This window comes from Microbulbifer sp. YPW16, assembly GCF_021290385.1.
In the GTDB taxonomy this organism is placed as follows: domain Bacteria; phylum Pseudomonadota; class Gammaproteobacteria; order Pseudomonadales; family Cellvibrionaceae; genus Microbulbifer; species Microbulbifer zhoushanensis.
This window is the reverse complement of the sequence record NZ_CP089928.1, coordinates 3,905,923-3,930,014: the sequence shown is the minus strand read 5'-3', so window position 1 is coordinate 3,930,014 and position 24,092 is coordinate 3,905,923. Positions and strand designations below refer to the sequence as shown.

Sequence of the window (24,092 nt, the reverse complement as noted above, 5' to 3'; positions counted from 1 at the left end):
GCCCCGGCGTCTTTCATGCCAACGCGGCTGTCCGGGTTTCCCCAAACTAATAGTCCCTCTTCCACTGAAGCTCCACGCTGCCGGCGCCACTTTCATTGCTACCGGCGGATTTCAGCTCCAGGTTCAGGTTGCGCCGCAATTCAATCTGCATCTGGGCCTCCCAGGGGTTGAGGGGATCAGTACTGCGCTGCAGTTCGATAAAGATGCGGCTGGTAATGTACTTGCCCAGGCTGAGCGCATAGCGATCCTGGCCTTCCTCGCCCTCCTCGCTCTTGATATCCAGCGTATCGACCCCGAGTAACTCCCGGGTTTTGGCCACCGGGTCGAAGCCGGCCCCGCCGCCCTGCAGGGTGCGCACTACCGTCACCAGCCTTACTGCCTGCAGTGGCGATATATCCTGCAGTGACTTGCCAAACAGCAGCTGGGCGAAGATCTCATCCTGGGCCGCCTCGGGCGTGGAGCTGAATTCGATATCCAGGTCGTCGGCGGTGCCGGAAATCTCGGCAATAATTTCACCGTCACTGTACTCGTGACGCCCCTTGACGAAAATGGCAGCCTCGCTGTTCTCGAACAGCACCCGACCTTCCAGCAGCTCGAAGCGCTTGCCCAGCAGGTCGAAATTACCCCGCACGATGGTGAGTTCCCCGGATGCGTTCGGGTTGGCCGCGGTGCCGGCGACATTTACCTGCCCCTGCAGCTCCGAGTTCAACCCCAGGCCACGCACGTAGGATTGCTGGTCCAGCACAACCTGGATCGCCAGCGCGATGTTCTCCAGGATGGGCGGGCCGCGCTGCTGCACCGGGCCGTCCACCTCGACTTCAACCACCTCGATTTCCGGCACACTGCTGCCGAACAGTTGCTCTACCTGTACTTCCAGCGGCCGCAGGGTCAGGCGCCCCTCCAGGCGCGCGTCCTCGGTGGTCCCGCTCAGTCCCAGCGTGCCGGATACAGCGCCGCGCACGGCGGGGGAATTGAGCAGGTGCAACCGCTGTGCACGCACCTCGAACGCCAGCTGCGGTGGCCCCACTGCCGGGAAGGTCACTGCACCACCGATATCAATGCGGCCATCCTCCCGGTCCTCCGCCCGCGCCTCCTCGATCACCCAGCGATCCGGGGTCAGGCGCGCCAGCAGGGCAATACGTCGCAGGCGGGTATTGCTCGGGCGATGTTCGTAGGAGCCCCCTTCAAGGCGCACCTCCCCCAGCATCCGGGGCTTCTCCACGGTGCCATCCGCGGTCAGGGTAAATTGCAGCTGCCCCTGCATGGTGTGAATCCCGGGATCGAGAAAAGCCTCAAGCACGGACAGGTCCGCGCTGCCCCCGCTGTCCAGGGCCAGGGGCAATGGCGGCCGCGCACTGCCGGCCGGGCGCTCGGCCAGCAGTATTTCCAGGATTGGCCCCACCTCCAGCTGTGCACTGGCCTCCGCCGCCCGGCGCGTGCCATGGTCCATCTCCAATTCCAGTTCCAGTGTGGGCCCCCGGGTCTGCCAGCGGATCGCGCCGGACAACGGTTTGCCATCAGTGACGCTGGTGAGGCCCAGCTCCCCCTGCAACTGCGGTTTGCGCGGACTGCCGGCGGCGGTCGCCTGCAGGGTAATCTCACCACGTTCGTTCAGTTCCGCCGGCAGGCCCAGCTCCAGGTCGGCCAGCATGGCATTGCCCCGCAGCTCCAGGTCGAGCTCTTTTTCATTCAGGCTGCCTTCGGCCAGAAGTCGGTTGCGGCCCGCCCACTGCAGGTCGACACCGGACAGGGAAATACTGCCCTGGCGGTAACCCACGTCGCCCTGCAGGCGCCAGGGCTCCTCGCGGAAGCTGCCCTGGGCGAGGATATTGACCTGGGCCTCGGGACTGGCGAAAGGCCCGGAGAATTCCCCGTCGAGGCTCACCTGACCCTCCAGTGTGGCGGGCAAGGACACGCCCGCCAACTCTGCCAGGGATACCGGGATATTGCGCCCCGCCACTGTTCCCCGGGCACGCTGCTTGCCCGGCTCGACGATCCCGTCCAGCTGCAGCCAGGCCTCACCCTGCCAGGCCAGCTGGGCGGATTCCCGGGCCAGCTCGCGCACGCGACTGGGGCTCTGCTGCGGCGCAAGTGAACCTTTGCCTCCCTCATCGCCATTGGTGACCGGGGACTGTTGTCCCGCCAGGGCGGTCACACCAAAACCGCGGCCGGGATCGAGACTGGAGAGTTCCAGCCGCACTCCGTCCAGCTGGATCCGGTCCATATCCCCGGCCACAGCCCCCTCCAGGCTATAGCGATAGTCTCGGTACTTGCCGTCCGAGTTAATACTGGCCTGGAGCTGTGGCTTGCTCCAGGGCCCGCGCACGGACAATTCCGCATCCAGGTTGACGGCAATGCCGGCCAGCTCGGGGATATCGAGCAGCAACCGCGGCGGGAATTCATCTGCCCTCGCCGTGAGTTGCAGCTGCAGGGTTTCCTTTTCCAGCGAGACGTCGCCATTCCCCCCCAGCTGGAAATGTTCGCCGCTGAGGCTGAATTCCCGCACGCGAATCTTTTTCGGGCCCCCCGCAACCACGGCGCGGAGATCACCCTGCAGCTCGCCATAAACCGGGCTGGCGAGGAGCGTGGCGGTAAAGTCCGGGTTGCCCCAGGGGCCACGGGCGCTAAGCTGCAGGCCGTCGATGGCACCGGAAAGCTCCGGCGGCAACTCCACCCGGCTCTCTTCCGGCAGCACCGCCAGCAGCGCGCGGATATCGTCCAGTTCCAGGCGCGCCAGCTCGCCCTGAAGATCGATGGACTCTGCGGGAATGTCCACTTCGCCGGCCAGGTCCAGGCGGGCGCCGGCAAATTCCAGCGTCGCACCCGCCAGCTCGATCACCTCATCCCGGGTCTGCACCCGGCCCTCCAGGTGTACCGGCTGCTGGCGGTAACTGCTGCGCAGCTCCACCATCCCTGAGACCGCCGGCAGCGACAGCGGGCCCTGCAGTGACAGGTCGGCGCTGAGCCAGCCGCCCTGCAGGTAATCCTGCCAGGGCTGTGAAATGGCCAGCGGCAGGCGATTGAGCCGAATTTCCGCATCCACCCGTTCGCCGCTGACAGAGCCTGAAATCGCGTGTTTTGTATCATCGACAGTCAGCGAAAGGCCGCCGGTCTCCACCAGCCAGGGCGACAGTGCGATTTCCAGGGGCCCGGCAAGCCCGAAGCGGTGGGACACCAGCGGCAGGGAAAATTCCTCGATGGTGACTGCCAGCCGGTCACCGGACTCGCGCACTGCAATCCGGCCACTGGCATCCAGCGCCTGCCCGGAGGGGAGCTGCAGCAGCTGGCCGGCAAATCCGCCGCTGTCCTCGCGCGCCAGGAATTCCACCCGGTAACGCCCTTCACTGGTCTCGCGGGCAGCCAGGCTTACCAACAGCCCCGCCCCGTCCAGCTCGCGTATTTCCAGCCCCCCGCGGGTTGTCTCGCCCTGCCAGCGAAAGTAGCCGTCCCCGTCCACGGCCACCGGGGGCAAATCCGGGTAGCGCCGGTCGATCACCCGCAGGCGATCGATGTCCAGCCGGCCGAGCCTGATGGAGGGAATATTGAGCGCCGCCGCCGGCTGCTCCTCCACCTCTGCCTCGGCCTGCTCGGCGCCGGCCTCCAGCAGCGACTGCAACACATCCAGGTCCAGCAACAGGTCGGCGGCACCCACCCGCTGGATATCCACCCTGCCGGCGACAAGCCCCGGCAGGTCGATGCCCAGCGCCAGCCCACGGGCCTGTAACAGCACCTCGCCCTCGTAATCCACTTTCAGGGAGGAAAACGACCAGGCGCCCAGGCGTTCACTGGCCACCTCGCCCGCCTGGATGCGTAGCCCCGGCACAAGGCGCTCGGAGAGGGCGAGCGCGCCGTGCGTCAGGGATACGCGCCCCGGGCCGGTGCCAACGAAATAAAGCAACGCCAGCAGAAGCACCAGCAGCACACTGGACACCAGTGCACCGCGACCGCCCAGGGAGTGCCAGAGACTGCGGAGCACCGTGCCAATGGCGCGCACGAAACCAGATGCCAGGGCAGAGAGCGACCGTGCCATATCAGAACGCCTGCCCCAGGCTCACGTATACCTGGAAGTCGTCATCGAGCCCTTCCCGCTTATCCAGGGGCACTGCAATGTCGAAGCGCACGGGCGCGAAGGAGGTGAAATAGCGCACACCGATACCCGCCCCCCACAACAGCGAATCGAAGCGCGGTTCAGGATCCAGGTAGGCATTGCCACCATCGACGAATATCACCCCGCCCCATTTTTCCGTAAAACGCAGACGTCCTTCCAGGGATATCTCACTGAGGGCGCGACCGCCAATCGGGTCACTCAGGCGCGGTTGCTCGCCCGGCTCTTCCGGCTCGATCACCCGGCGCGGGCCCAGCGCCTGGTAACCGTAGCCGCGCACGGAGCCACCGCCGCCGGCGTAGAAGCGCTCGTCCGCCGGCACATCGGCATTGTCGGCACCGGATATCACCCCGGCCTTGAGGCGCAGCGCCAGGGTTGGCTCCCAGCGGGTATCTGCAAGCGTGTGGTAACCGGTCCCTACCACCAGGCTTTTCACAAAATTGCTGCCGCTGGTGCCGAGGTCCACATAGGGCTTCACCTCCAGCGCCGCAGTCGCACCCTTGCGCGCATCGAGCGGGCTGTCGGTCGTATCCCATTTCAGGCCCAGCGGGAAAGCCAGCAACTGGTAGTTCTCGGTGATACCGCCCTCTTCCTCGATATCACTGAATTTCAGCTCGCTGCCGACACTCGCCGTCCGATGCTCACTGAGCTTGCGGGAGATGGTTGCACCCACGGTGAACGATTCCGCCTGGTAGGCATCGCGCTCCTCATTGGAGAGTTCCACCTTGCCGGTCAGGTCCTGGTCATCGCGCAGGAAGCGTGGCACCAGCAGTCGCGCCTTCAGGCTCTGCTGCACGGGATTGGCCTTGCTCTCGATATCAATTTTCTCGCCGCGATGGAAAACATTGCGGTGCTCCCAGCCCGCCGACACACCGGCGCCCTCGCTGGAGGTGTAGCCGACACCCAACTTGACGGTGCGATGCTTGCGCTCCTGGATCCGGAAAGTAATATCCACAACACCGCCGTAGGGCTCGGAAACCTCGCTGCCCACCCCGGCCACCAGGTTGGTACGCAGCAATCGCAACTGGGCAGCGTCCAGCCGGCTGCGCTTGAAACACTCACCGGACGTGATGCCGACTTTATCGCGCAGGTAATCGCCATCGATTGTGGTAACACCCTCGATATAGACCTGGCCCACAACAACCTCGGGACTGGGGGCCACACGGTAAACCAGTCGCGCAGCAGCCTCGCTGTGTATGACCGTGGCCTCATAACTCACATCCACATTCAACAGGCAGGCATTGTCATTGAGGTACTTCTCGATCACTGTCACGCCTTCCTTGACCTTCTCGGCGTTGAGTGGATCGCCAATCTGCAGGGGCAGCGCGCCGAGGCCACGACGCAACTGGGGCGGCATCTCCACCGAGATATCCTTGATCAGGTAGCGGGGGCCCGGCTCGACGCGATAGACAATCTTGCCGTCACTAACCGATTCGCGCACACGGCTGTCGTAGTAGCCGCGCGAGCGCAGCAGTTTCTCCAGGTTACCCCGTTCGTAGCGCGCCACATCCCGCGGGTCCTCATAGTTCTCCAGCACACTGCTGCCCTTGCGCAGGTCCTTGAGCTGGTCGCCCAGCCACTCTTCCAGGTCACGGTCACCCGCTACCCGCACCCGGAAATCGGGCAGTTGATCGAAGAAGGGAATGGCGCGCGCAGCCTGCATGGGGCCGAACAGCACTGCCGCCAGGAGAATACCGATTAGTACGCGCAAAGAACTCATCCATTATTGAATTACGGCTGTGGGGAATCGCCGCGCAGCCGATCCCGCCCGGGCGGGCGGGAAGAATGTCCATTTACCCTTCGATCCTGGTTTGCGCCGGAAGTTGCGTGTCCCGGGTCAGCGGGTGCTGCCGGCGCCGGTGCCGAGCAGCGGGTTGCAGTCGCGGATTATCACCCGGCCTTCCAGCAGGTTGCCCTTGGAATATTCGGAGAAAATACACTGGTTCGTTTGCGGATCGTAATTCTCGATCCACAGGTTGTCTTCTTTCCAGGTGGCACCGATATGGCGCTGCCCCTCAGGCACGGAAATACGCATCACCCCGCCAAACCGCTTGACGAAGACCTGTTCGAAATGGAAATAGTAAGCGAGCCAACCCACCAGAAAGATAATGACAGCAAAAATGCCCCCCACTTTCAGGCTACCCATGCGACTACCCGCCAGGAGCGAAAAAACGACAAGGGCAATCACTGCTGCCCAATAGAGATACGTGATCATCAGTGCTCTTCCGTGAAGATTATTGGAGGTTATAAAAGCGTTTCTTGCGACTTCAGGGTAGCGCAGTTTGGCAGGAATGGTACAGCGCCAGGGGATGGGGCGACGCGGAGAAGGGACCGGGCGGCTGCCGGTTTATACCGGCCGCCGCCCTTTGCCGGAATCGATCAGTTGGATCCCAGTTCCGGCAGGTTTTTATAAAGTGCCAGGGCCTCGGGGTTGGCCAGCGCTTCCTGGTTCTTCACCGGCTTGCCGTGCACCACATTGCGTACCGCCAGTTCAACGATTTTACCGCTGATGGTACGTGGGATATCGGTGACCTGGATCACCTTGGCCGGCACATGGCGCGGCGTGGTGTTGGCGCGGATGGTGGTACGGATCTTCTGCACCAGCTCATCGTCCAGGGTGACACCGTCGCGCAGAACCACGAACAACACCACCCGAACATCATCCTGCCATTCCTGGCCGATACAGATACTGTCCAGCACCTCCTCGACTTTTTCCACCTGGCGATAGATCTCGGCGGTACCGATACGCACCCCGCCGGGGTTGAGTACCGCATCGGAGCGGCCGTAAATGATCACCCCGCCATGTCCGGTGATTTCCGCGTAATCACCATGGGCCCATACGCCAGGCCAGTTCTCGAAGTACGCGCTGTGGTACCTGGAACCATCTTCATCATTCCAGAACCCGATCGGCATACACGGAAAGGATTTCGCGCATACCAGCTCACCTTTCTCACCGACCACCGGCTCGCCGTCGTCGTTCCATACCTCCACGGCCATGCCCAGCCCACGGCACTGCAGCTCACCGGCATAGACCGGCAGGGCCGGGTTGCCCAGGGCAAAACAGGAGATGATGTCAGTGCCACCGGAGATGGAAGACAGGCACAGGTCGGCCTTGATATCCCGGTAGACATAGCGGAAACCCTCGTGGGCCAACGGTGAACCAGTCGACAGCACTGCGCGCAGGTTCTCCAGTTTATGGGTCTCGCGGGGCTTGCGGCCGGCCTTTTCCAGCGCGGCGATGTACTTGGCGCTGGTGCCGAAAACACTGATGCCTTCCTCGTCCGCCATATCCCACAGGCTCTCCGCCGCCGGGTAGAACGGGGAACCGTCGAACAGCACCAGGGTAGCACCGCAGGCGAGGCCACTCACCAGCCAGTTCCACATCATCCAACCACAGGTGGTGAAGTAGAACAGGGTATCGTCCCGGTCCAGGTCACAGTGCAGGCGGTGCTCCTTGAGGTGCTGCAGCAGGGTGCCGCCGGCACCGTGCACGATGCACTTGGGCACCCCGGTGGTTCCGGAGGAATACATGATATACAGCGGGTGGTTGAACTCCGTCTGCACGAAAGTCAGCGGCTGTTCGGGAGCGCCTTTGATAAAGGCCTCCACAGTGGTGCTGCCCGGCAGGTCGGCCACGGCTGCAGCCGTATCGTCGGCGGAGCGCGCCACCGGCACCACCACTATCTTCTCCAGCGAGTCGATTCGCGCGGCTATCTCACGGATCCGCGGCAGGGAATCGATGGTCTTGCCGTTGTAGAAGTAGCCTTCACAGGCGAACAGTATTTTCGGCGCCACCTGGCCGAAGCGGTCAAGCACCCCGTTGATCCCGAAATCCGGTGAACAGGAGGTCCAGATGGCGCCCAGGCTGGCGGTAGCCAGCATCGCGACCACAGTATCCATAACATTGGGCATGAAACCGGCGACACGGTCGCCCTCGACGACGCCCTGTTCCGCCAGTGCCGCGGCCAGGCGCTCCACCCGGGCAAACAGTTCAGCGTAGGTGAGCTGGCGGCGGCTGCCATTTTCCAGTCGCTCCACCAGGGCCGTGCGATCGTCGCGGTAACGCAGGAGGTTCTCGGCGAAATTCAGCCGCGCGCCGGGAAACCAGCGCGCTCCTGGCATCTCGTCATTCTCCAGCACGGTGTCGCCCCGCTCGCTGGCTATGACCCCGGTCTCGTCCCACAACAGCTTCCAGAACTCCTCCCGGTGATCCACCGACCACTGGTGCAGCGCGTGGTAATCCTCCAGTTTGGTGGAGAAGCGCTCGTTGACCAGCCGGCGGAACCGGTCCATCTGGGTGGCGGCTACGGCCTCCGGCGTCGGCTGCCACAGGGGCTGTGCGGTTTTACTCATCTCGTCTGACCTTCTGTGTTTATTGTCTTCCGGGCCCGGAAAAATACGGGCATCACAGGCATGTCACAATCATGCCTTGGTCTTACTCTTAATAAAATTTAAAATATATTTATAATTGTTAACTTTAAGTTAAATTATGACCAGGTTACGGTTAACAGTCTAATGAGTGCCACTCTCAAGCAATTGCGCGCTTTTGTCGCGGTCGCCAGAAGCCGCAGCCTGGCCGAGGCCAGCGCCCTGCTGCATATCTCGCAACCGGCCCTGTCGGTGGCCATCCGCAACCTGGAGGAGGCAGCGGGCGGCCCATTGTTCAACCGCGACAGTCGCCAGCTGGCACTCACGCCGGAAGGGAGCGAGTTTCTCGGCCGGGCGGAACAACTCCTGAATAACTGGGACCAGTCCATGGAGGCGATCCAGCAACGCTTCAGGCTGGAACAGGGACAACTGAACCTGGCGGTGATACCCGCCTTTGCCCTTAACCGGTTGCCGGGCTTGTTGGCAGAATTCAATCGCCGGCATCCATCCATCAACATCGTGATCGAGGATATCGTAATGGAGCGGGTGCAGCGGGCTGTCCAGGAAGGCCGGGCGGAAATTGGCATTGCATTCCGCCCCGATGACCTGGCCGGACTCGAATTTCACGGATTTGCGAGAGATCGCTTTATCGCAGTAGTGCCACCGGAACACCCGCTGGCGGACCGGGACTCTGTGACCTGGCAGGCGCTCGCCGCGGAGCCGTTTATCGCCATGAACCGGGGCTCGGCAGTGAGGCGCTGGACCGATGCGGCGATGGCAGAGAGCGGCTACAGTGGCAGGTTATTATGCGAAGCCAACCAACTCAGCACTATCGGCCAGCTGGTGCGGGCCGGCATCGGCGCCAGCGTGGTCCCTGAGCTTTGTCGACCGCAGATGCGCGACTACGGCCTGCCCTGCCTCCCCCTGCAGGCACCAGTGGTTGAGCAGGAAGTCGGTGTGCTGCTGCGCAGCCGCGGTGCGCTGTCGGCACCGGCCAGTGCACTTTTGCAGCTGGTGACAGAGCCATCCGGCAGCCACTGAAGCCGCCTCCTCTTAAGCACTCAGGCCGGCCGGTCGGCGATCGTGCGGAAGTAGCGTCGCAGGTTCTGCAGCAGGTCCCACCCGGTAACCAGCGCGGCAACGATAACCACCAGCTGCCACTTGGCTGCCGGCATTTCCCATGAATTAACCCCGGCGCCTTCCCACTGCAAGCTGAATACCTGCTCCAGGCCGAACAGCTGCGCAAAGAGAAACAGCCACAACAGGTTGATGGCACTATCCAGTGCCAGCTTGGCCCGGGTCCAGAATGGCAGGAAGAGCTTGTCCAGTGCCATCAACAGGTTCAGGGCAATAGCCATGTTCAACCACGGGAGCAGTGCGCGCAATTCGCTGGATATCGTGACCTCAATACCCCCGGGGCCGGTCGCCTGAATCGCGGGAAACAGGTCGTTGAGCCAGCCCGCGAGCAGGACCATGGCCACCAGCTCCACCGCGCTGTCAAAAGCGCTGATACGCTGGCCCGCTGCGGCAATCCTGGGCAGTTTCCGGGGATCCCACTTGCCGAATGCATCGCTGAAACTGATGCTTTCACCGGCCAGGAAAAAGCCCAGTGTCACCAGTGCAAAACTGTATAGGCCTGCATCGAAACTGCCCTTCAACCACCCCAGAGCGGCGGCCAGGAACTGCGGCTGCGACTGGTTGAGCAACTCGACCAGTAGCACCGCACCGTTACCGATCAGGATCGCCAGGAAGACCCACTTCAGGACCTGCATATACAGTGGTAACAGCGCCTCACTCACCAGCGCCCTGCGCGGCTGGTAGGCCGCAGCCACTTCCATCGGATGCCCCCTGCGCTTGAGCAATTCCGACAGCTCGGACTCGGTGGGATCACGGCCCAGCGCCTCGCTTAAATCGTCGTACTGGTCCTGCAGGCCCGAATAGAGTTCGCTGCCGATATCATCCCGCAGGCCGCCCGGCAGGTAAGTCTTGACGTTATCCACATATCGCTGCAGTAGTTCCATTACCACTCCTCCCCAAGCTTATCGATAGCGTGATTAAGTTTGCGCCACTCCCCTGTCATCAGCTCCAATGCCGCCCTGCCATCTTCCGCGATGACATAAAAGCGCCGTTTGCGGCCATCGTGGACCTGCCAGGTGCTGCTGAGCAGCCCCTGTCCCTCGAGCCGCCGGAGCAGCGGGTAGAGCGTGCCCTCGTCGATTTCCAGGCCGATGGCGGCGAGACGCTTGCGTAGGGAATAGCCGTAGTGCGGCTTACCCAGGGCCCGCAGCACCGCCAGTACCAGCATCCCCCGGCGCATTTCCATCGCCAGTTTGTTGAGCCGCTCCGCATCCAGCGTCATGTCGCTCCTCCACATACTGTGTGATGCACAGCATATACTGTGTAACACACAGCATAGGAATGCAAGCGCGAAACCCGGCCGCAGAAATTACCCAAGTTGTACCAATTGCCCGGGAGAGGATGACTCAACGGGCCTGTTGCGGAGTGAGGGAGGGGAAAACCAGGGAGGAATCAAAAGCGGGAAGCCGCGGTAATAGTACCCACCGCCTGACGGGTATCACCTGCCGGGGCGCCCGTTCCCCGCGGGGGGAACGGGTGCAGGAGACTGACTCCCGGCAGGGGCGCCCTACCCGGGCGCCTTGCTTGTGGAGGATTATTTCTTGGTAGTAGCCCGTAGCATCCAGGCGGTTTTTTCGTGCACGCTCATGCGGTCGGAGACCAGCGCCATGGTGGATTCGTCATCCGCGTCCTGCGCGGCCTTCAACACTTCGCGACAGGTCTTGACCACCTGCTCGTGGCCCTGCGTGAGAATTTCCACCATTTTCTCCGCCGCGGGAATGGAATCCACTTCCTTGATGGAGCTGAGCTCGGCAAACGCCTTGTAGGTGCCAGGGGCCTCAACATCCAGGGTGCGGATACGCTCGGCGATGTCGTCGACAGCCTCGGCCAGCTCGGTGTAATGCTCCTCGAACATCAGGTGCAGTTCACGAAACAGCGGGCCGGTGACATTCCAGTGGAAATTGTGTGTCTGCAGGTAGAGCGTATAACTGTCCGCCAACAGGCGCTTCAGGCCGTGGGCGACTTTTTCACGATCCTGCTCGTTAATACCGATGTCGATCTTGGTCATAATCCACCTCTTGTTGCTGTCTTGAAAAAACTTCCCGAAAGCCGAATGACTTATCGAATTGACCCCATAGTAACGCCGCAGTCAGAAATTAAAAATTTATTTGGGGAATAGGTTCGATAAGGAAAAGCTATCTGGTGCCGGCGCGACAATATTGCAAGCTTAGCCGCGATTACAGGTTTCGCGGCCCCGCAGCGCCAGAAATCCGGCAATCCCTGCTATCAGCGCCCGGTCCCCGCCTTTGGCCGCCCGCGGGCGAGATAACCGGCATCAACGCCGAACCAGAACGCACTCTCCGCGGGGTCAAAGTACATATGCCGCACATTGCCACCGCCGGGTACCGGCGAACTGCTGAAAAATTCCTGCCGGCCAAGGTCGAACCCCAGCACCCGGTTGGGCATCACGCCGGTATCGACAACCCAGAGATGCCCCCTGTTGTCGAGGGCGGTGCCATAAGGGCGCGGGGAGTCTCCCGGCAGCCGCCACTCGGCAAACCGGTCGCTCTCAGGCTGGTAGCGGCCGAGGAAACCGCCGACATAGTCCACATACCAGATATCGCCACGCTCATCGATCTCCAGCCGGCGCGGCCGCCCGTCGGGACGCGGCAGCTCAAACTCGGTCAGCTGCATGGTATCCGGATCTACCCTGGCGAGGCGGTTGGTACCGAACAGTGCCACCCACGGGTGATCGTCACTGTCCAGTTTGATGCCGTAAGGGCGCGCACCGGCAACGCTGGGCTGCACCGACCGCACCCTGCCGCTGCCTGTATCGAGTAGCCCGATGCGGTTGCTGTGCTGTGCGGTAAACCAGATATTGCCCTCGCCATTCAATACCAGCGTGTGCGGATCGTCGACACCTTCGGGCATGGAAAAGCGCCGGATACCACCGTTCGACGGATCCAGCCGGCCAATATGGGCATTGCGGTTACCGGCGTACCAGATATGGCCTTCAGGATCGACAACCAGGTTGTGCGGGTGGGAGTTCTCCGGCACCTCGAACTGTTTGAGGTCCCCCGTTGACGGATCGAGGCGGCCAATATAATTGCCGGCCTGGCCGCAGAACCAGACCGAACCGCGGCTATCCACAAATGGGTCCCGTGGGCGACCACCCCAGGGTATTCGCCATACCCGGATTTCCAGCTGGTCCGGCAGCGAGGTATCCGTATCCTGAAATGCCTTGCCTGCCGCGTTGCCGTCCGCTCCGCTTTTATCCTCCGGGCCGTCCAGCTTTTGTGCCGCAACAGGGGTAATCCACAGGGAGAGAGTGAGAAAAGCGGTGAAGAGTAAAACAACCGGCCAGGAAATGGCGGATGGGAAAAGCCTGTGAAGTAAGGATAAATCCCGGGAAGAGGGATTCCGGGGTTCAACAGCACGCATAGGCCGACTCCTGTCGATCAGTCCGTGTGGTAAACCACTCGCCACTGCGAATGGTTTTTATCGCCAGGCCAGCTGCTCCCGGGGCGCTTGCGATCAGTGCCCTGCACTGGTGGTGTCACGGCCCGCCTCGGCCCCTGCCGTATCATCCAGCGCGGCACCTGCCATATAGCGGATCAGGCCGGCGAATTCGGATTCAGTGCAATCGAAGCACAGCCCCCGGGGAGGCATGGCCCTGTAACCCTCCATGGCGTTGGTCACCAGCACATCCAACCCCTTTGCGGCACGGGGTTTCCAGGCCGCCACGTCGCCGGTACGGGGCGCGCCGGTGACACCGGGCCCGTGGCAACTGTGGCAACTGCGCAGGTAGGTTTCACGAATGTCCTCCGGCGCCGCCCCGCTTGCGGCCTGTATTCCCGCCGGCTGCGAGGCTGCAGCCTGCGATGAAACCGCTGGATCGTCCCCGGGGGCACAGGCGACCAGTACCAGGGTGGCTGTCAGGATGGGGAGCAATCGTTTCATTGTTGTTATTTCCGTATGCATTGTCGGCGCACAGTCCCCGGCAGGACTCCGGCTGCACGCCGGAGGGTAACCCGGGCCCGTACAGATTCCCGCACGAATCCGGACGGGTGGCTGCAAAAGTCCGCTCACTGGCCCGGGAAACATTCGGGACATTGATTATTACCCTGCAGCTGCAGCGACCGCAACTCCAGTGTCTGCGCCTCGAACAGTTGTAACCGGCCCAGGCTCGGCACCGGCAGTCCCAGCAAAAACTTGATCGCCTCGATCGCCTGCAGGCTCCCCATCACCCCCAGGGCCGGCCCCAGCACTCCCGCACTGGCACAGTTAGCCGCCTCCCGCTCCCCGCCGGGGGGGAAAAGGCAGGCATAGCAGGGGCTCAGCCCGGTGGCAAAATCAAAGCTCACCAGCTGGCCGGAAAAACCCCGCGCCGATGCCATCACCACCGGCCTGCGGGCCTCACGGCAGGCACTGTTGATGGCATAGCGGCTGTCCAGGTTATCCGTGCAGTCGAGCACCAGGTCCATTTGCGGAACCTGGTCACGCAACCAGGCGGCATCGGCCATGCGCACGTGTCCCTGCACCCGGATTTCCGGGTTCGCCGCCACCAGCTGCTGCGCCGCCACCTCCGCCTTGGGTTTGTCCCGGTGATTGGTCTTGTAGAGAATCTGTCGCTGCAGGTTGGATATTTCCAGTCGGTCGCCATCCACCAGGTGTAATTCGCCGATCCCGGCCGCCGCCAGGTAGAGCGCCGCCGGGCTGCCGAGTCCGCCCATACCGACGATCATCACCCGAGCGCGACCGAGTTTTTCCTGGCCGCCCTCGCCCACTTCGGGCAGCATGATCTGGCGACTGTAGCGCTGGTATTGCCTGTTACTGAGCATGATTCAATTCCCGCAAATGGCCCGCAGCTCGCGCACGGCCTGTCGGTAATCCGCCGCCCGGGTAATGGCGCTGACCACGGCAATACTGCCCACGCCAGTGGCCGCCACCGCCGGGGCCCGCTCGATATTGATGCCACCGATTGCCACCAGCGGGATATCTGTCACCAGTGCCGCCATCCGCGCAAGCTTGGCCACCCCCTGCAACTGGTCACTCATATCCTTGGTATCGGTGGCAAAGATGGCCCCGATGGCCAGGTAGCTGGGGCGATAGCGATAGGCGCGCAGCAATTCATAAAAACCATGGGTGCTGATACCCAGCTTCAGCCCCGCAGCCCTGATCGCCTTCAGGTCGGCGGCCTGCAGGTCCTCCTGTCCCAGGTGTACCCCGTAGGCACCGCACTCAATGGCAAGCTGCCAGTGATCATTGATAAAGAGGCGCAGGCGATACTGCCGGCCAATAACGACCGCCCGCTCAACCTGCCCTCGCAGGTTTGTGCCGGCCTCCTTGATCCGCAGTTGCAGGGTCTTAACCCCTTCCGCCGCCAGTTTTTCCAGCCACTCGACCGAATCGACAACTGGGTAAAGCCCCAGCGTCCCACTATCCGTGGCGGCGAAGTCGCTGGTAAAAAGGCGGCTGCCGGATGCGTCGAATGTACCATAAAGGCTGGCCGATTCTTCCTGCGGCAGCAGCACCCGGGGGAAATCCACCATTTCAACCGGCCAGCCACAATGCCCCACCGGGCCCGGGCCACTGCCCACGGTATCGCCATCCCCCAGGCGCAGGCCCCTCTGGACATAGGCCTTGGCCACCACACAGGCATCCCGCAGCGGATAACCAAGTGCGGTACAGGCGGCAATTGCGGAAGACAGGGTACAGCCGGTGCCATGGGTGTTGACCGAAGGCTGCTTATCGCCAATTAGCCAGTCACTCCGCGCCCCGTCCCAGAGCAGGTCGGCAACCTCCCCGGGCTGGATTTCCGCGTGGCCACCGGTGACCAGCACCGCGCGACAGCCACCGGCATGCAACAGGCGCGCCGCGTGCTGAATCTGCTCCGCGCTGCCCACAGGCGCACGTGCCAGCCACTCCAGTTCGTGCAGGTTCGGGGTCACCAGGTCACACAGCGGGAACAGCTCGCGCATCACCAGTTCACCGATGCCTTCCTCGGCCAGGTTGTCGCCACTGGTAGCAACAGCCACCGGGTCGTAGATTACCGGCACCGGCGTCACCGCCTTGAGACGGTGCAGGAACTCCGCCAGGGCGAGCACCTGCCCGGCATTGGCCACCAGGCCAATCTTGATCGCGTCGGGGAAAAGGTCACGCTGCAGCGCCTCCAGCTGCCCGCTCAGTACATCCAGGGGGACCGCATTGACGGCCGCAACTTCCACGGTGTTCTGTGCAGTATTGGCGGTGATGGCAGTGCAACCGTGGCAACCGAGATCGGCAAAGGTAAGCAGGTCCGCCTGGATACCGGCGCCACCGCCGGAATCACTGCCGGCGATGGTCCAGACAATCGGTTTTGTTTGCATTTGCATAAACTATTTACAACTTGTTCCTGGCACAGGGGATTACCGCGGCTCCCGCTTTGCCGTGCTTCACATCTTATTATTCACGCCGTGTATGACCGGGTTTCGACTCAGGAATTCACCTGCCCGGCAACTCGATGCTTGCGGCGGCCGTCCAACGGTGGCACCAGCGAGCTCAGCACTGCTGGCTATCCACACGGAAATCCTCCGTCGCCGAAAGCGTTGTGCGCTGTCAATTCCGGCCCGCGGTTTCCGCCTGCTGCCAGAACGGCATATCCAGCGTCGGGGTACTGGGGCTGGCGGTCTGGCGCTGGACCATCAGGCCGGCCCGGTGTGCCGCGCGTCCACTCTCCACCGCCAGCCGGAAAGCCCGGGCCATAGCGGCCGGGTCCTGTGCCCTGGCGATGGCGGTGTTCAGCAGGATGGCATCGAAACCCATTTCCATGGCTTCTGCTGCCTGGGAGGGCGCTCCTATGCCCGCATCAATAATCAGCGGGATATCCGGCAGACGGTCGCGCAATGTCTGCAGGTTGTATTTATTCATCAGGCCCAGCCCGGTCCCAATCGGCGCGCCCCAGGGCATCAGCACCTCACAGCCCACGTCCAGCAGCTTGCGGCAAACCAGCAGGTCGTCAGTGCAGTAAGGCAATACCCTGAAGCCGCGCTGCACCAGTTCCCTTGCCGCTTCCACCAGGCCGTACGGATCGGGCTGCAGGTTGTAATCATCCCCCACCACCTCGAGCTTCAGCCAGTCGGTACGGAAGATTTCCCGCGACATTTCCGCCAGGGCGATTGCCTCCGCGGGTGACTTGCAACCGGCGGTGTTGGGTAATAACGAGCAACCGGACTCCTGGATATAATCCCACAGCATCTTGCCCTGCTGCTGGGCCGGGTTCTGCCGGCGCAGCGACAGGGTGATGATCTCGGCTCCCGCCTCAACCACGGACTGGCGCATGATTGCCGGCGACGGGTACATGGCCGTGCCCACCAGCAGGCGTGAGGAAAAAGATTTGCCGTACAGTGCCAGCTCATCGCTCATATCAGCCTCCGACCACCGGCGCCACTACATCCAGTGCATCGCCGTCATTGAGTATTGTTTCCGCATAGCGGCCCCGCGGCACAAAGTTACCGTTGAGGGCCACGGCAAAGGTATCGCCCTCATAGCCCAGCCACAGTAGGAAATGGTCGAGGTTCCTCTCTTCCGGGAGCGGCTGTGTTTCCCCGTTGACCTGGATTTTTATCGGCTTGCTCATGGGATTCGCATTTCACCTCGCTTTATGGCTGCCTGTTCAGCAGTAAGTTATTGCTGTATATCCGGGGCGGTGGATAGCTGCATCCCGGCCGTCCTTCATGCCAACTGCTGCACCTGCCCTATCGCCAACTGCTCCACCCGTTCGGCCAGTGCCGGCGCCAGCAGGTAGCCATGCCGGTACAATCCATTGACACTGACCAGCCCCGGCTCCCCCTCCACCACGGGCAGGTTATCCATAGTGGCCGGACGGCAGTTGACGCGGGTCTCGATAATCCGCGCCTCGGCAAATGCCGGGTTCAGGGAGTACAGGGCCGAGGATAATTCCATGCAGGAACGCAGGCTGGTCGGCGACATATCCTCGCTCTCGATTTCAGTGGCGCCAATCACCGTCTGGCCGTTTTCTCTTGGTACCGCGTATAACTGGTAGCGGGGATGCAGCAGGCGCACCGGGCGCCGCAACTGCACCTCGGGCGTTTCCACCACCAGTACCTCGCCGCGCACGCCGCGCAGGCCCGGCACCCGATCCCTCGCACCAAGCCCACGGCAATCCACCACCAACTCAAACTCCTGCCGGCGACCGCCCTCGAAAATTGTGAACGGCTCGCAGTCCACCGGGCATTCCTCGCGCAGGGAAACCCGCTGCCGACGGAGTACCTCCAGCAGGGCCGGCAACAGGCGCCGGTTGTCGATATCGCCCTCCGGGGCCAGGAACAACCCCCGCTCAAAGCCGGCCAGCGCCGGCTCCAGCTCCCACAGCTCAGTGGCGGCAACGGCCCGCAGCTGCCCCAGCTCCCCGGCCTCGAGCTTGCCCTGTAGTTCGCGCTGGAATTGCAGCAACTCGCTGCGGTCACGGCCGTGTGCCACCAGCACACTACCGGCCTGGCGAAACCCCACCGGGGAACCGCAGAGGAGCTGCAGGCACCCGCTCCATTCCCGCCATAGCACCAGGCTGCGTAGGCCCAGCTCGTATACCGAGCGTTCGCTGTGCACCAGTTCTGAAAGCGGTGAAATCATTCCCGCAGCGGTCCAGCAGGCACCACTCGGGCGCGCCAGGCTGCCCGCCTCGAACAGGGTGATATCCAGCCCGCGCAATGCCAGGCGCCAGGCCAGCAGGCGCCCCATCAGGCCGCCGCCGGCGATGGCGACGCGGGGACATTGGTTGGAGACAGTCAGGGTCATCGGTTTTCCTGTGCCGGGAGCTCTCGAATGCCGAAGTTGCGGCGCGCTGCATCAGCCCTTGTGATACAACTCGCTGCCCATGTCCTTGAACTTGAGCGCCATTTCCTCCATGCCCTGTTCCGCCTCAAGCTTGCGGGAATAGTCCCGCACATCCTGGGAAATTTTCATGGAGCAGAACTTGGGACCACACATGGAACAGAAATGCGCCACCTTACCGGATTCCTTCGGCAAGGTTTCATCGTGGTAAGTGCGTGCACGCTCCGGATCCAGGCCCAGGTTGAACTGGTCTTCCCAGCGGAACTCGAAGCGGGCTTTGGACAATGCATCGTCGCGCTGCTGCGCGCGGGGGTGGCCCTTGGCCAGGTCCGCGGCGTGGGCGGCGATCTTGTAGGCCATCAGCCCCTCTTTTACGTCTTCCTTGTTGGGCAGGCCCAGGTGTTCCTTGGGCGTCACGTAACAGAGCATGGCGCAGCCGTAGGTACCGATCAGTGCAGCCCCGATACCGGAAGTGATATGGTCATAGCCCGGCGCGATATCAGTGGTCAGCGGACCGAGGGTATAGAACGGCGCGCCGTGGCAGTGCTTGAGCTGCTCATCCATGTTTTCGCGGATTTTGTGGATGGCCACGTGGCCCGGCCCCTCGATCATAGTCTGCACGTCGTGGCGCCAGGCAATTTCAGTCAGCTCACCCAGGGTGTGCAACTCACCGAACTGGGCCTCGTCATTGGCGTCGGCAATACAACCCGGACGCAGGCCATCGCCGAGGCTGAAGCTCACATCATAGGCTTTCATGATCTCGCAGATTTCCTCAAAGTGGGTGTAGAGGAAATTCTCCCGGTGGTGGGCCAGGCACCACTTGGCCATGATGGAGCCACCGCGGGACACGATGCCCGTGACGCGTTTTGCGGTAAGCGGCACATAGCGCAGCAATACCCCGGCGTGAATGGTGAAGTAGTCCACCCCCTGCTCCGCCTGTTCCACCAGGGTATCGCGGAACACTTCCCAGTTCAGGTCTTCGGCAACCCCATTCACTTTTTCCAGGGCCTGGTAAATCGGTACCGTGCCGATGGGGACCGGTGAATTGCGCAGGATCCATTCGCGCGTCTCGTGGATATTCTGGCCCGTGGACAGGTCCATCACCGTATCCGCGCCCCAGCGCGTGGACCATACCAGTTTCTCCACCTCCTCCTCGATGGACGAGGTGACTGCGGAATTGCCGATATTTGCATTCACCTTGCACAGGAAATTGCGCCCGATGATCATCGGTTCCAGCTCCGGGTGATTGATATTGGCGGGGATGATCGCGCGCCCCTCCGCCACTTCACGGCGCACAAATTCCGGGGTGATCTGTTCCGGGATAAAAATGCCGTCGCGGGCTTTGCCGTAATCGGATTCCGCCAGCACTTCGCCGGCCGCGGCGCGGCCCATATTCTCGCGCACGGCAATAAACTCCATTTCCGGGGTAACAATGCCCTGGCGGGCATAGTGCATCTGGCTGACATTCTGCCCCGCCCGGGCGCGGCGCGGGGACGGCAGGTTGTCAAAGCGGATATGGTCCAGGCCCTGGTCGGCCATGCGCTGCTGGCTGTAGGCCGCCTGCCGGGTGGTCAGTACCTCGGTATCGTCGCGGGCCTCGATCCAGGCTTGGCGTAACCGGGGCAGGCCGTCGCGCACATTGGGCCGGTAGTCCGGATCGGAATACAGGCCGGCAGTATCATAAACCCGCAGTGGCGCGTTGGGCTCCAGCACCGGGTTGCTTTCGTCACCACCCACCACACTGTCGCCCAGGCAGATTTCGCGTACGCCAACACGGATATCGGCGCTGTCACCCTCCAGGTAGATCTTGCGGGAATTGGGAAAGGACTGGGCGGTAAGGTTGTCGAGGAAAACCCGGGCAGATTCGCGGCTTTCCGCGCGGGATTGTCCACTTTTTTTCGTGGAATCCCGTTCGCTGGACTCTCGGTTCGCGTCGACCGGCGTATCGGTTTCTTGAGACATGCTGACCCCTTTGTATTGCGCGGAAATGCGCAACGTGGCGCTTTTTCGCGGAGAGTGGCGCCCGAGCGCCCGGGGAAGAATCAGCAGAGAGGAAAGTCGTGTAATGACTTTTTCGGTAGCGGGGAATTTATGGTGAAAACCCCGCGCTCACATATGTAGCGACTTCAGATCTTGTTCCCTACGCGGGGGTTACCCCGATCAGGTTCAACGGATCTCGCAACAGCGATCTCAGCCCACAGGCACTCCGACAAGTTGTGCCGGAGTATAGTGGATGATCCGCGCCCTGGACAAGGCCGGCCAACAGTATTGTGAACCGGGGCCAAGAGAGGGTCAGATTACCAGGGATTTCTGGTAGCTCATCTCGCGAATGGCGTAGCGCACACCTTCGCGCCCTACCCCGCTCTCTTTCACCCCGCCAAAGGGGAAATGCTCCGCGCGGAAGCCCGGGCCGTCGTTTACAGCCAGCAGCCCTACATCGAGAGCGTTGAACAGCTGCTTGGCCAGGCCCAGGTCACGGGTGAAAACCCCGGCCTGCAGCCCAAAGGGACTGTCATTAACCAGCCTGATCACCTCGTCGATGCTGTCGAACGGGCGCAGCGGGATAACCGGCCCGAAGGTCTCGTCTGCCACCAGGGGCGCGTCGTCCGGGATCCTGTCGATAACCGTGGGCCACAACAGGTTGCCCTCGCGGCGATGCCCACACAGCACCCGCGCACCCCGGGTCACCGCATCCTCGACACGTCCGTGCACCTCGTCTGCGGCGGCAGTGTGGATCAGCGGGCCAACAAAAGTATCTTCCGCCATCGGGTCGCCGACTTCCAGGCGGGCGGTAGCATCCAGCAGCTTGCCGGTGAAAGCTTCGTAAACCTCGCGCTGCACAAACAGACGCTTGGCCGCAGTGCAGCGCTGGCCGGCAGTGGCGAACCGCTGGTTGATGGCCGCGGATACCGCCGCATCCAGGTCGCCGTCCGCCATCACCACCAGGGGATCGTTGCCGCCCAGCTCGAGCAGCAGTTTCTTGTAACCGGCCGCTGCGGCAATGGCATTGGCCGCCGCCGTGCCGCCGGTAAAGTTGACTGCCTGCACCTGCGGGTGCGCCACGGCGTAGCTGGTGGCGGGAATATCCGGCACCAGCATCTGCAGTACGTTGCGATCCATACCGGCGCGATAGCAAAGCTCCACCAGGAATTCCGCCGAACGCTTGTTCTGCGGGCCTGGCTTGAACAGGATGGTGTTGCCCGCGGCAAATGCCGGACCGATCTTGTGTACAGCGATATTGATGGGGAAATTAAACGGAGTGATACACAGTACCGTGCCCAGCGGCTTCCACAACACCACGCCGATGCGCTCACGCTGCGGAGGGTAGGCATCGGAATCCAGTGCCTCGCCGTTTATGGCGCGCGCTTCCATGGCACTCGCCAGGGCTGTGTTGTACGCGCGCTCGATCTCCACCCGGCTGTCACTGATGGTCTTGCCGGTCTCGGCGGTAATTAGCCTGGCCAGGTGATCGGCGTGCTCACGGAGCAGGCCAGCAAGCCGCAACAGGATATCGGAACGCTCGAATGCTGGTGTGGCTGACTGTACCGCACGCCCCGCCACCAGTTGGCCAATAACTCGCTCGACATCGTCGCGGTCAGCAAAATCGTACTCTTCGATCAGCTCACCGTCGTAGGGATTGAGGATGCGATAATCGGCCATGGCGGCGCTCCAGTTAATTCACAATCAGTTGATAGATGATTCGCAGGCCGGCAACCAACAGTGCCAACCGCATCAGCCGGAAGAACAGCCTGCTGTCCAGGCGGTTGAGCATGGCGATGCCGATCCGGGTTCCCACCACCGCTGCCAAGGTCAACAGCAGTATCAGCCCCAGGTGATCGGAAAAGGCAAAGCCCAGGTAGATGAACGCGGGCACCTTGAGCGCATGGCACCAGGCCTGCATGACCGATTTATTCGCCACCACCTCTTTGGGCGAGAGGTCCCTGCGCACAAAAAAGGCCGCCAGCAATGGATCCACGGCGCCTGCCAGTATGCCCAGCGTCCCGGTTCCGATCCCGACCCAGAAATAGTTGCGCGGGGCCAGGCGGATTTCCGGCAGTTTCTTCGGTTTCAATACGGTGTAAAAAATCAGGACGGCAAGTAGCGCCATCGGCAACTGCTGCCAGTCCAGGCTTGCCAGTCCCATGGTCATGACCGCCGCACCCAGGGTACAGCCGGCAAAAAAGGGCAGGCAGAACTCCCAGCGGATGTGCTCGCGCACATAGTAGATCCGCGCGAGATTATTCATCAGCTGTACCGCACCGTGAATCGGCACCAGCATCCGCAGCGGGATCGCCACATTGAGTGCGGCAAACATCAGCACACCACCGGCACCACCGGTAACCGCCGATATAAATGCACTGGCGACACAAACCGCCAGCAGCAGCCCCAGCGTCACCGCCGACAGGGAGGACAGCGACGATAGCGAGGACAAAAAGGAGAATTCGGCGAATTCCGGCACGGCACGGTCTCTACAGCAGCGCCGGGGCCCGGCATTGTTGAGTCTTATCGTGGGCGAACCCGTCGATGGCGAACCCGTCGATGGGCAGTCTAGCCGCAGCTACCAGCCAAACCCAGTAGTCACCGGACCACGACTGGTTAAATCAGGACATACTTGCAACACCGGCCAGACAATCCCTGTACGCCGGGGCCAGCCGCTGCCATGCATAGCCGGAAAAATCCGGTGACGGGCACAGTGCGGTACCGGCGGCCATACGGCCTATTTTATCGACTGCCTCGCGGACGTCCCGGTAGCGGCTGGTAACGGGGTAAAACTCGGGGTAGGCCTGCTCGTCCGGTACCAGGGGCGAGCACCCCAGCGCGCAGGCCTCCATCACTGCCAGCCCCTGGAACTCGTGGTGGGCGGTGGACAGGAATACATGGCTGCGCGCCAGGATCTCCAGGTACTGCCGCCGGTCGGGCAGGAATCCCACCCGCCCCAGCCGATGGGCAAACTCCCGCCGGATAGTGGCGAACTCCCCGGGACTGTTGCGAAAGGATTCCCCCAGCAGGTGCAGCCGGTAGTTCACCTGCCCCTCCTCCAGCCCTTGCAGTATCCCCAGCAGCCGCTCGCCACCCTTGTCATATTCCCAGCGCGCCGCCCAGCAGACTTCCAGCGGGGCATCGCGGTCCGGGCCGGTTGCCGTTGGGGCTGGCCCGGTGAAAAGCGAATCGTCGAGTGGCACCGGCAGTACCCGTGATTTCTGCTCGATCTCATCGCAAATAGCGGGCGGCACGTGATCGGGGAAGCGTTTCAGCAGCTGCCTGGCGCCGTCGAGGAGGGTGCTGCGATTGAATTCCGAGTTGAACAACAGCAGGTCGCCGGCAAGGGCGGTATAGATGTTGAGGAGCTGCGGCTCGACCGACTGGAACGCCCGATCGCTGCGAGGGTAGGCGAACTGGTTTTCGTGAAAATAAACTGCTGCGGGAATACCCCCCAGCGACGGTACCAGGCCGCGCAGCGTGGCCAGGTCAGTCATGGAAGTGGCCACTACCAGGTCATGGGGCTGCTGCAGAATCTTGGCAGCCTCTCCCCGCCCCCAGCTGAGGCTGTTGCCGCGCACACGCCAGCTGAAATACCGCGGAGGCAGGGTGAGCACCGTCCAGTCCCACTCGGGTAATGCAGCGACCAGGCCCCTGCGCCAGCGGCGGTGGCTGCCGGCGTCGTAGGCGGACAACAGCAGGACTTTCATATCCCAGCCCCGCCCCGGAC

General features: G+C 62.5%; 19 protein-coding genes and 1 riboswitch. Of the genes, 1 reads left to right on the top strand and 18 read right to left on the bottom strand.

The genetic code is table 11. The features are described from left to right. Window positions 1–46 precede the first annotated feature (46 nt). From LVE68_RS17065 to LVE68_RS17050, 4 genes are all read right to left on the bottom strand, one after another. Window positions 47–4,030 carry a translocation/assembly module TamB domain-containing protein gene (locus LVE68_RS17065; RefSeq protein ID WP_232941646.1) on the bottom strand — a complete coding sequence of 1,328 codons (3,984 nt, stop codon included), beginning with the start codon at window positions 4,028–4,030 and terminating at the stop codon, window positions 47–49. Between the two features lies 1 nt (window position 4,031). Then, entirely contained in the window at window positions 4,032–5,825 is a 1,794-nt protein-coding gene (locus tag LVE68_RS17060; protein WP_370636696.1) for an autotransporter assembly complex protein TamA, read from the bottom strand. Window positions 5,826–5,942: 117 nt separating this feature from the next. After that, window positions 5,943–6,251, bottom strand: coding sequence for a hypothetical protein (locus LVE68_RS17055; RefSeq protein ID WP_334078513.1), 309 nt, complete (start codon window positions 6,249–6,251; stop codon window positions 5,943–5,945). A gap of 233 nt (window positions 6,252–6,484) precedes the next feature. Next, window positions 6,485–8,458 (bottom strand): acetoacetate--CoA ligase, encoded by a 1,974-nt coding sequence (locus LVE68_RS17050; protein ID WP_255701145.1) that lies wholly within the window; start codon window positions 8,456–8,458, stop codon window positions 6,485–6,487. A gap of 162 nt (window positions 8,459–8,620) precedes the next feature. Between LVE68_RS17050 and LVE68_RS17045 the strand changes: the two genes are divergently transcribed. Beyond that, window positions 8,621–9,514, top strand: a complete 894-nt coding sequence (locus tag LVE68_RS17045) for a LysR family transcriptional regulator (RefSeq protein ID WP_232941643.1) — start codon at window positions 8,621–8,623, stop codon at window positions 9,512–9,514. A gap of 20 nt (window positions 9,515–9,534) precedes the next feature. Here the strand turns inward: LVE68_RS17045 and LVE68_RS17040 are convergent, their stop codons facing one another. The 14 genes from LVE68_RS17040 to LVE68_RS16975 all read right to left on the bottom strand — a co-directional run bounded on the left by LVE68_RS17040 (window position 9,535) and on the right by LVE68_RS16975 (window position 24,072). Beyond that, window positions 9,535–10,494, bottom strand: a complete 960-nt coding sequence (locus LVE68_RS17040) for a hypothetical protein (protein WP_232941642.1) — start codon at window positions 10,492–10,494, stop codon at window positions 9,535–9,537. Then, window positions 10,494–10,832 (bottom strand): PadR family transcriptional regulator, encoded by a 339-nt coding sequence (locus tag LVE68_RS17035; RefSeq protein WP_232941641.1) that lies wholly within the window; start codon window positions 10,830–10,832, stop codon window positions 10,494–10,496. The genes LVE68_RS17040 and LVE68_RS17035 overlap by 1 nt, the downstream gene beginning before the upstream one ends. Before the next feature lie 312 nt (window positions 10,833–11,144). Then, window positions 11,145–11,618 (bottom strand): Dps family protein, encoded by a 474-nt coding sequence (locus tag LVE68_RS17030; RefSeq protein ID WP_232941640.1) that lies wholly within the window; start codon window positions 11,616–11,618, stop codon window positions 11,145–11,147. A 218-nt stretch (window positions 11,619–11,836) separates the two neighbouring features. Then, window positions 11,837–12,700, bottom strand: coding sequence for a Vgb family protein (locus tag LVE68_RS17025; protein ID WP_232941639.1), 864 nt, complete (start codon window positions 12,698–12,700; stop codon window positions 11,837–11,839). Window positions 12,701–13,084: 384 nt separating this feature from the next. After that, window positions 13,085–13,510 (bottom strand): c-type cytochrome, encoded by a 426-nt coding sequence (locus LVE68_RS17020; protein WP_232941638.1) that lies wholly within the window; start codon window positions 13,508–13,510, stop codon window positions 13,085–13,087. A gap of 125 nt (window positions 13,511–13,635) precedes the next feature. Continuing rightward, on the bottom strand, window positions 13,636–14,391 hold the full coding sequence (locus LVE68_RS17015) for a HesA/MoeB/ThiF family protein (protein WP_232941637.1): 756 nt from the start codon (window positions 14,389–14,391) through the stop codon (window positions 13,636–13,638). 3 nt (window positions 14,392–14,394) lie between these two features. Further along, on the bottom strand, window positions 14,395–15,918 hold the full coding sequence (gene thiE, locus LVE68_RS17010; protein WP_232941636.1) for a thiamine phosphate synthase: 1,524 nt from the start codon (window positions 15,916–15,918) through the stop codon (window positions 14,395–14,397). Between the two features lie 229 nt (window positions 15,919–16,147). After that, window positions 16,148–16,954 carry a thiazole synthase gene (locus LVE68_RS17005; protein WP_232941635.1) on the bottom strand — a complete coding sequence of 269 codons (807 nt, stop codon included), beginning with the start codon at window positions 16,952–16,954 and terminating at the stop codon, window positions 16,148–16,150. 1 nt (window position 16,955) lies between these two features. Then, window positions 16,956–17,168: a sulfur carrier protein ThiS gene (gene thiS / locus LVE68_RS17000; protein ID WP_232941634.1), complete on the bottom strand. Its 213-nt coding sequence runs from the start codon at window positions 17,166–17,168 to the stop codon at window positions 16,956–16,958. A gap of 95 nt (window positions 17,169–17,263) precedes the next feature. Further along, the gene (thiO, locus tag LVE68_RS16995) at window positions 17,264–18,346 is read right to left on the bottom strand and encodes a glycine oxidase ThiO (RefSeq protein WP_232941633.1); all 1,083 of its coding nucleotides are present in this window, start codon (window positions 18,344–18,346) and stop codon (window positions 17,264–17,266) included. A gap of 51 nt (window positions 18,347–18,397) precedes the next feature. After that, a complete protein-coding gene (thiC, locus tag LVE68_RS16990) occupies window positions 18,398–20,344 on the bottom strand; it encodes a phosphomethylpyrimidine synthase ThiC (RefSeq protein ID WP_232941632.1) in 1,947 nt (648 codons plus the stop codon). Between the two features lie 158 nt (window positions 20,345–20,502). Further along, window positions 20,503–20,601: riboswitch (TPP riboswitch) on the bottom strand. A gap of 73 nt (window positions 20,602–20,674) precedes the next feature. Beyond that, entirely contained in the window at window positions 20,675–22,042 is a 1,368-nt protein-coding gene (gene safD, locus LVE68_RS16985) for a sulfoacetaldehyde dehydrogenase SafD (RefSeq protein WP_232941631.1), read from the bottom strand. Window positions 22,043–22,055: 13 nt separating this feature from the next. After that, window positions 22,056–22,841, bottom strand: a complete 786-nt coding sequence (locus LVE68_RS16980) for a sulfite exporter TauE/SafE family protein (protein WP_232941630.1) — start codon at window positions 22,839–22,841, stop codon at window positions 22,056–22,058. Window positions 22,842–22,983: 142 nt separating this feature from the next. Next, on the bottom strand, window positions 22,984–24,072 hold the full coding sequence (locus LVE68_RS16975) for a tRNA-queuosine alpha-mannosyltransferase domain-containing protein (protein ID WP_232941629.1): 1,089 nt from the start codon (window positions 24,070–24,072) through the stop codon (window positions 22,984–22,986). Window positions 24,073–24,092: the final 20 nt, after the last annotated feature.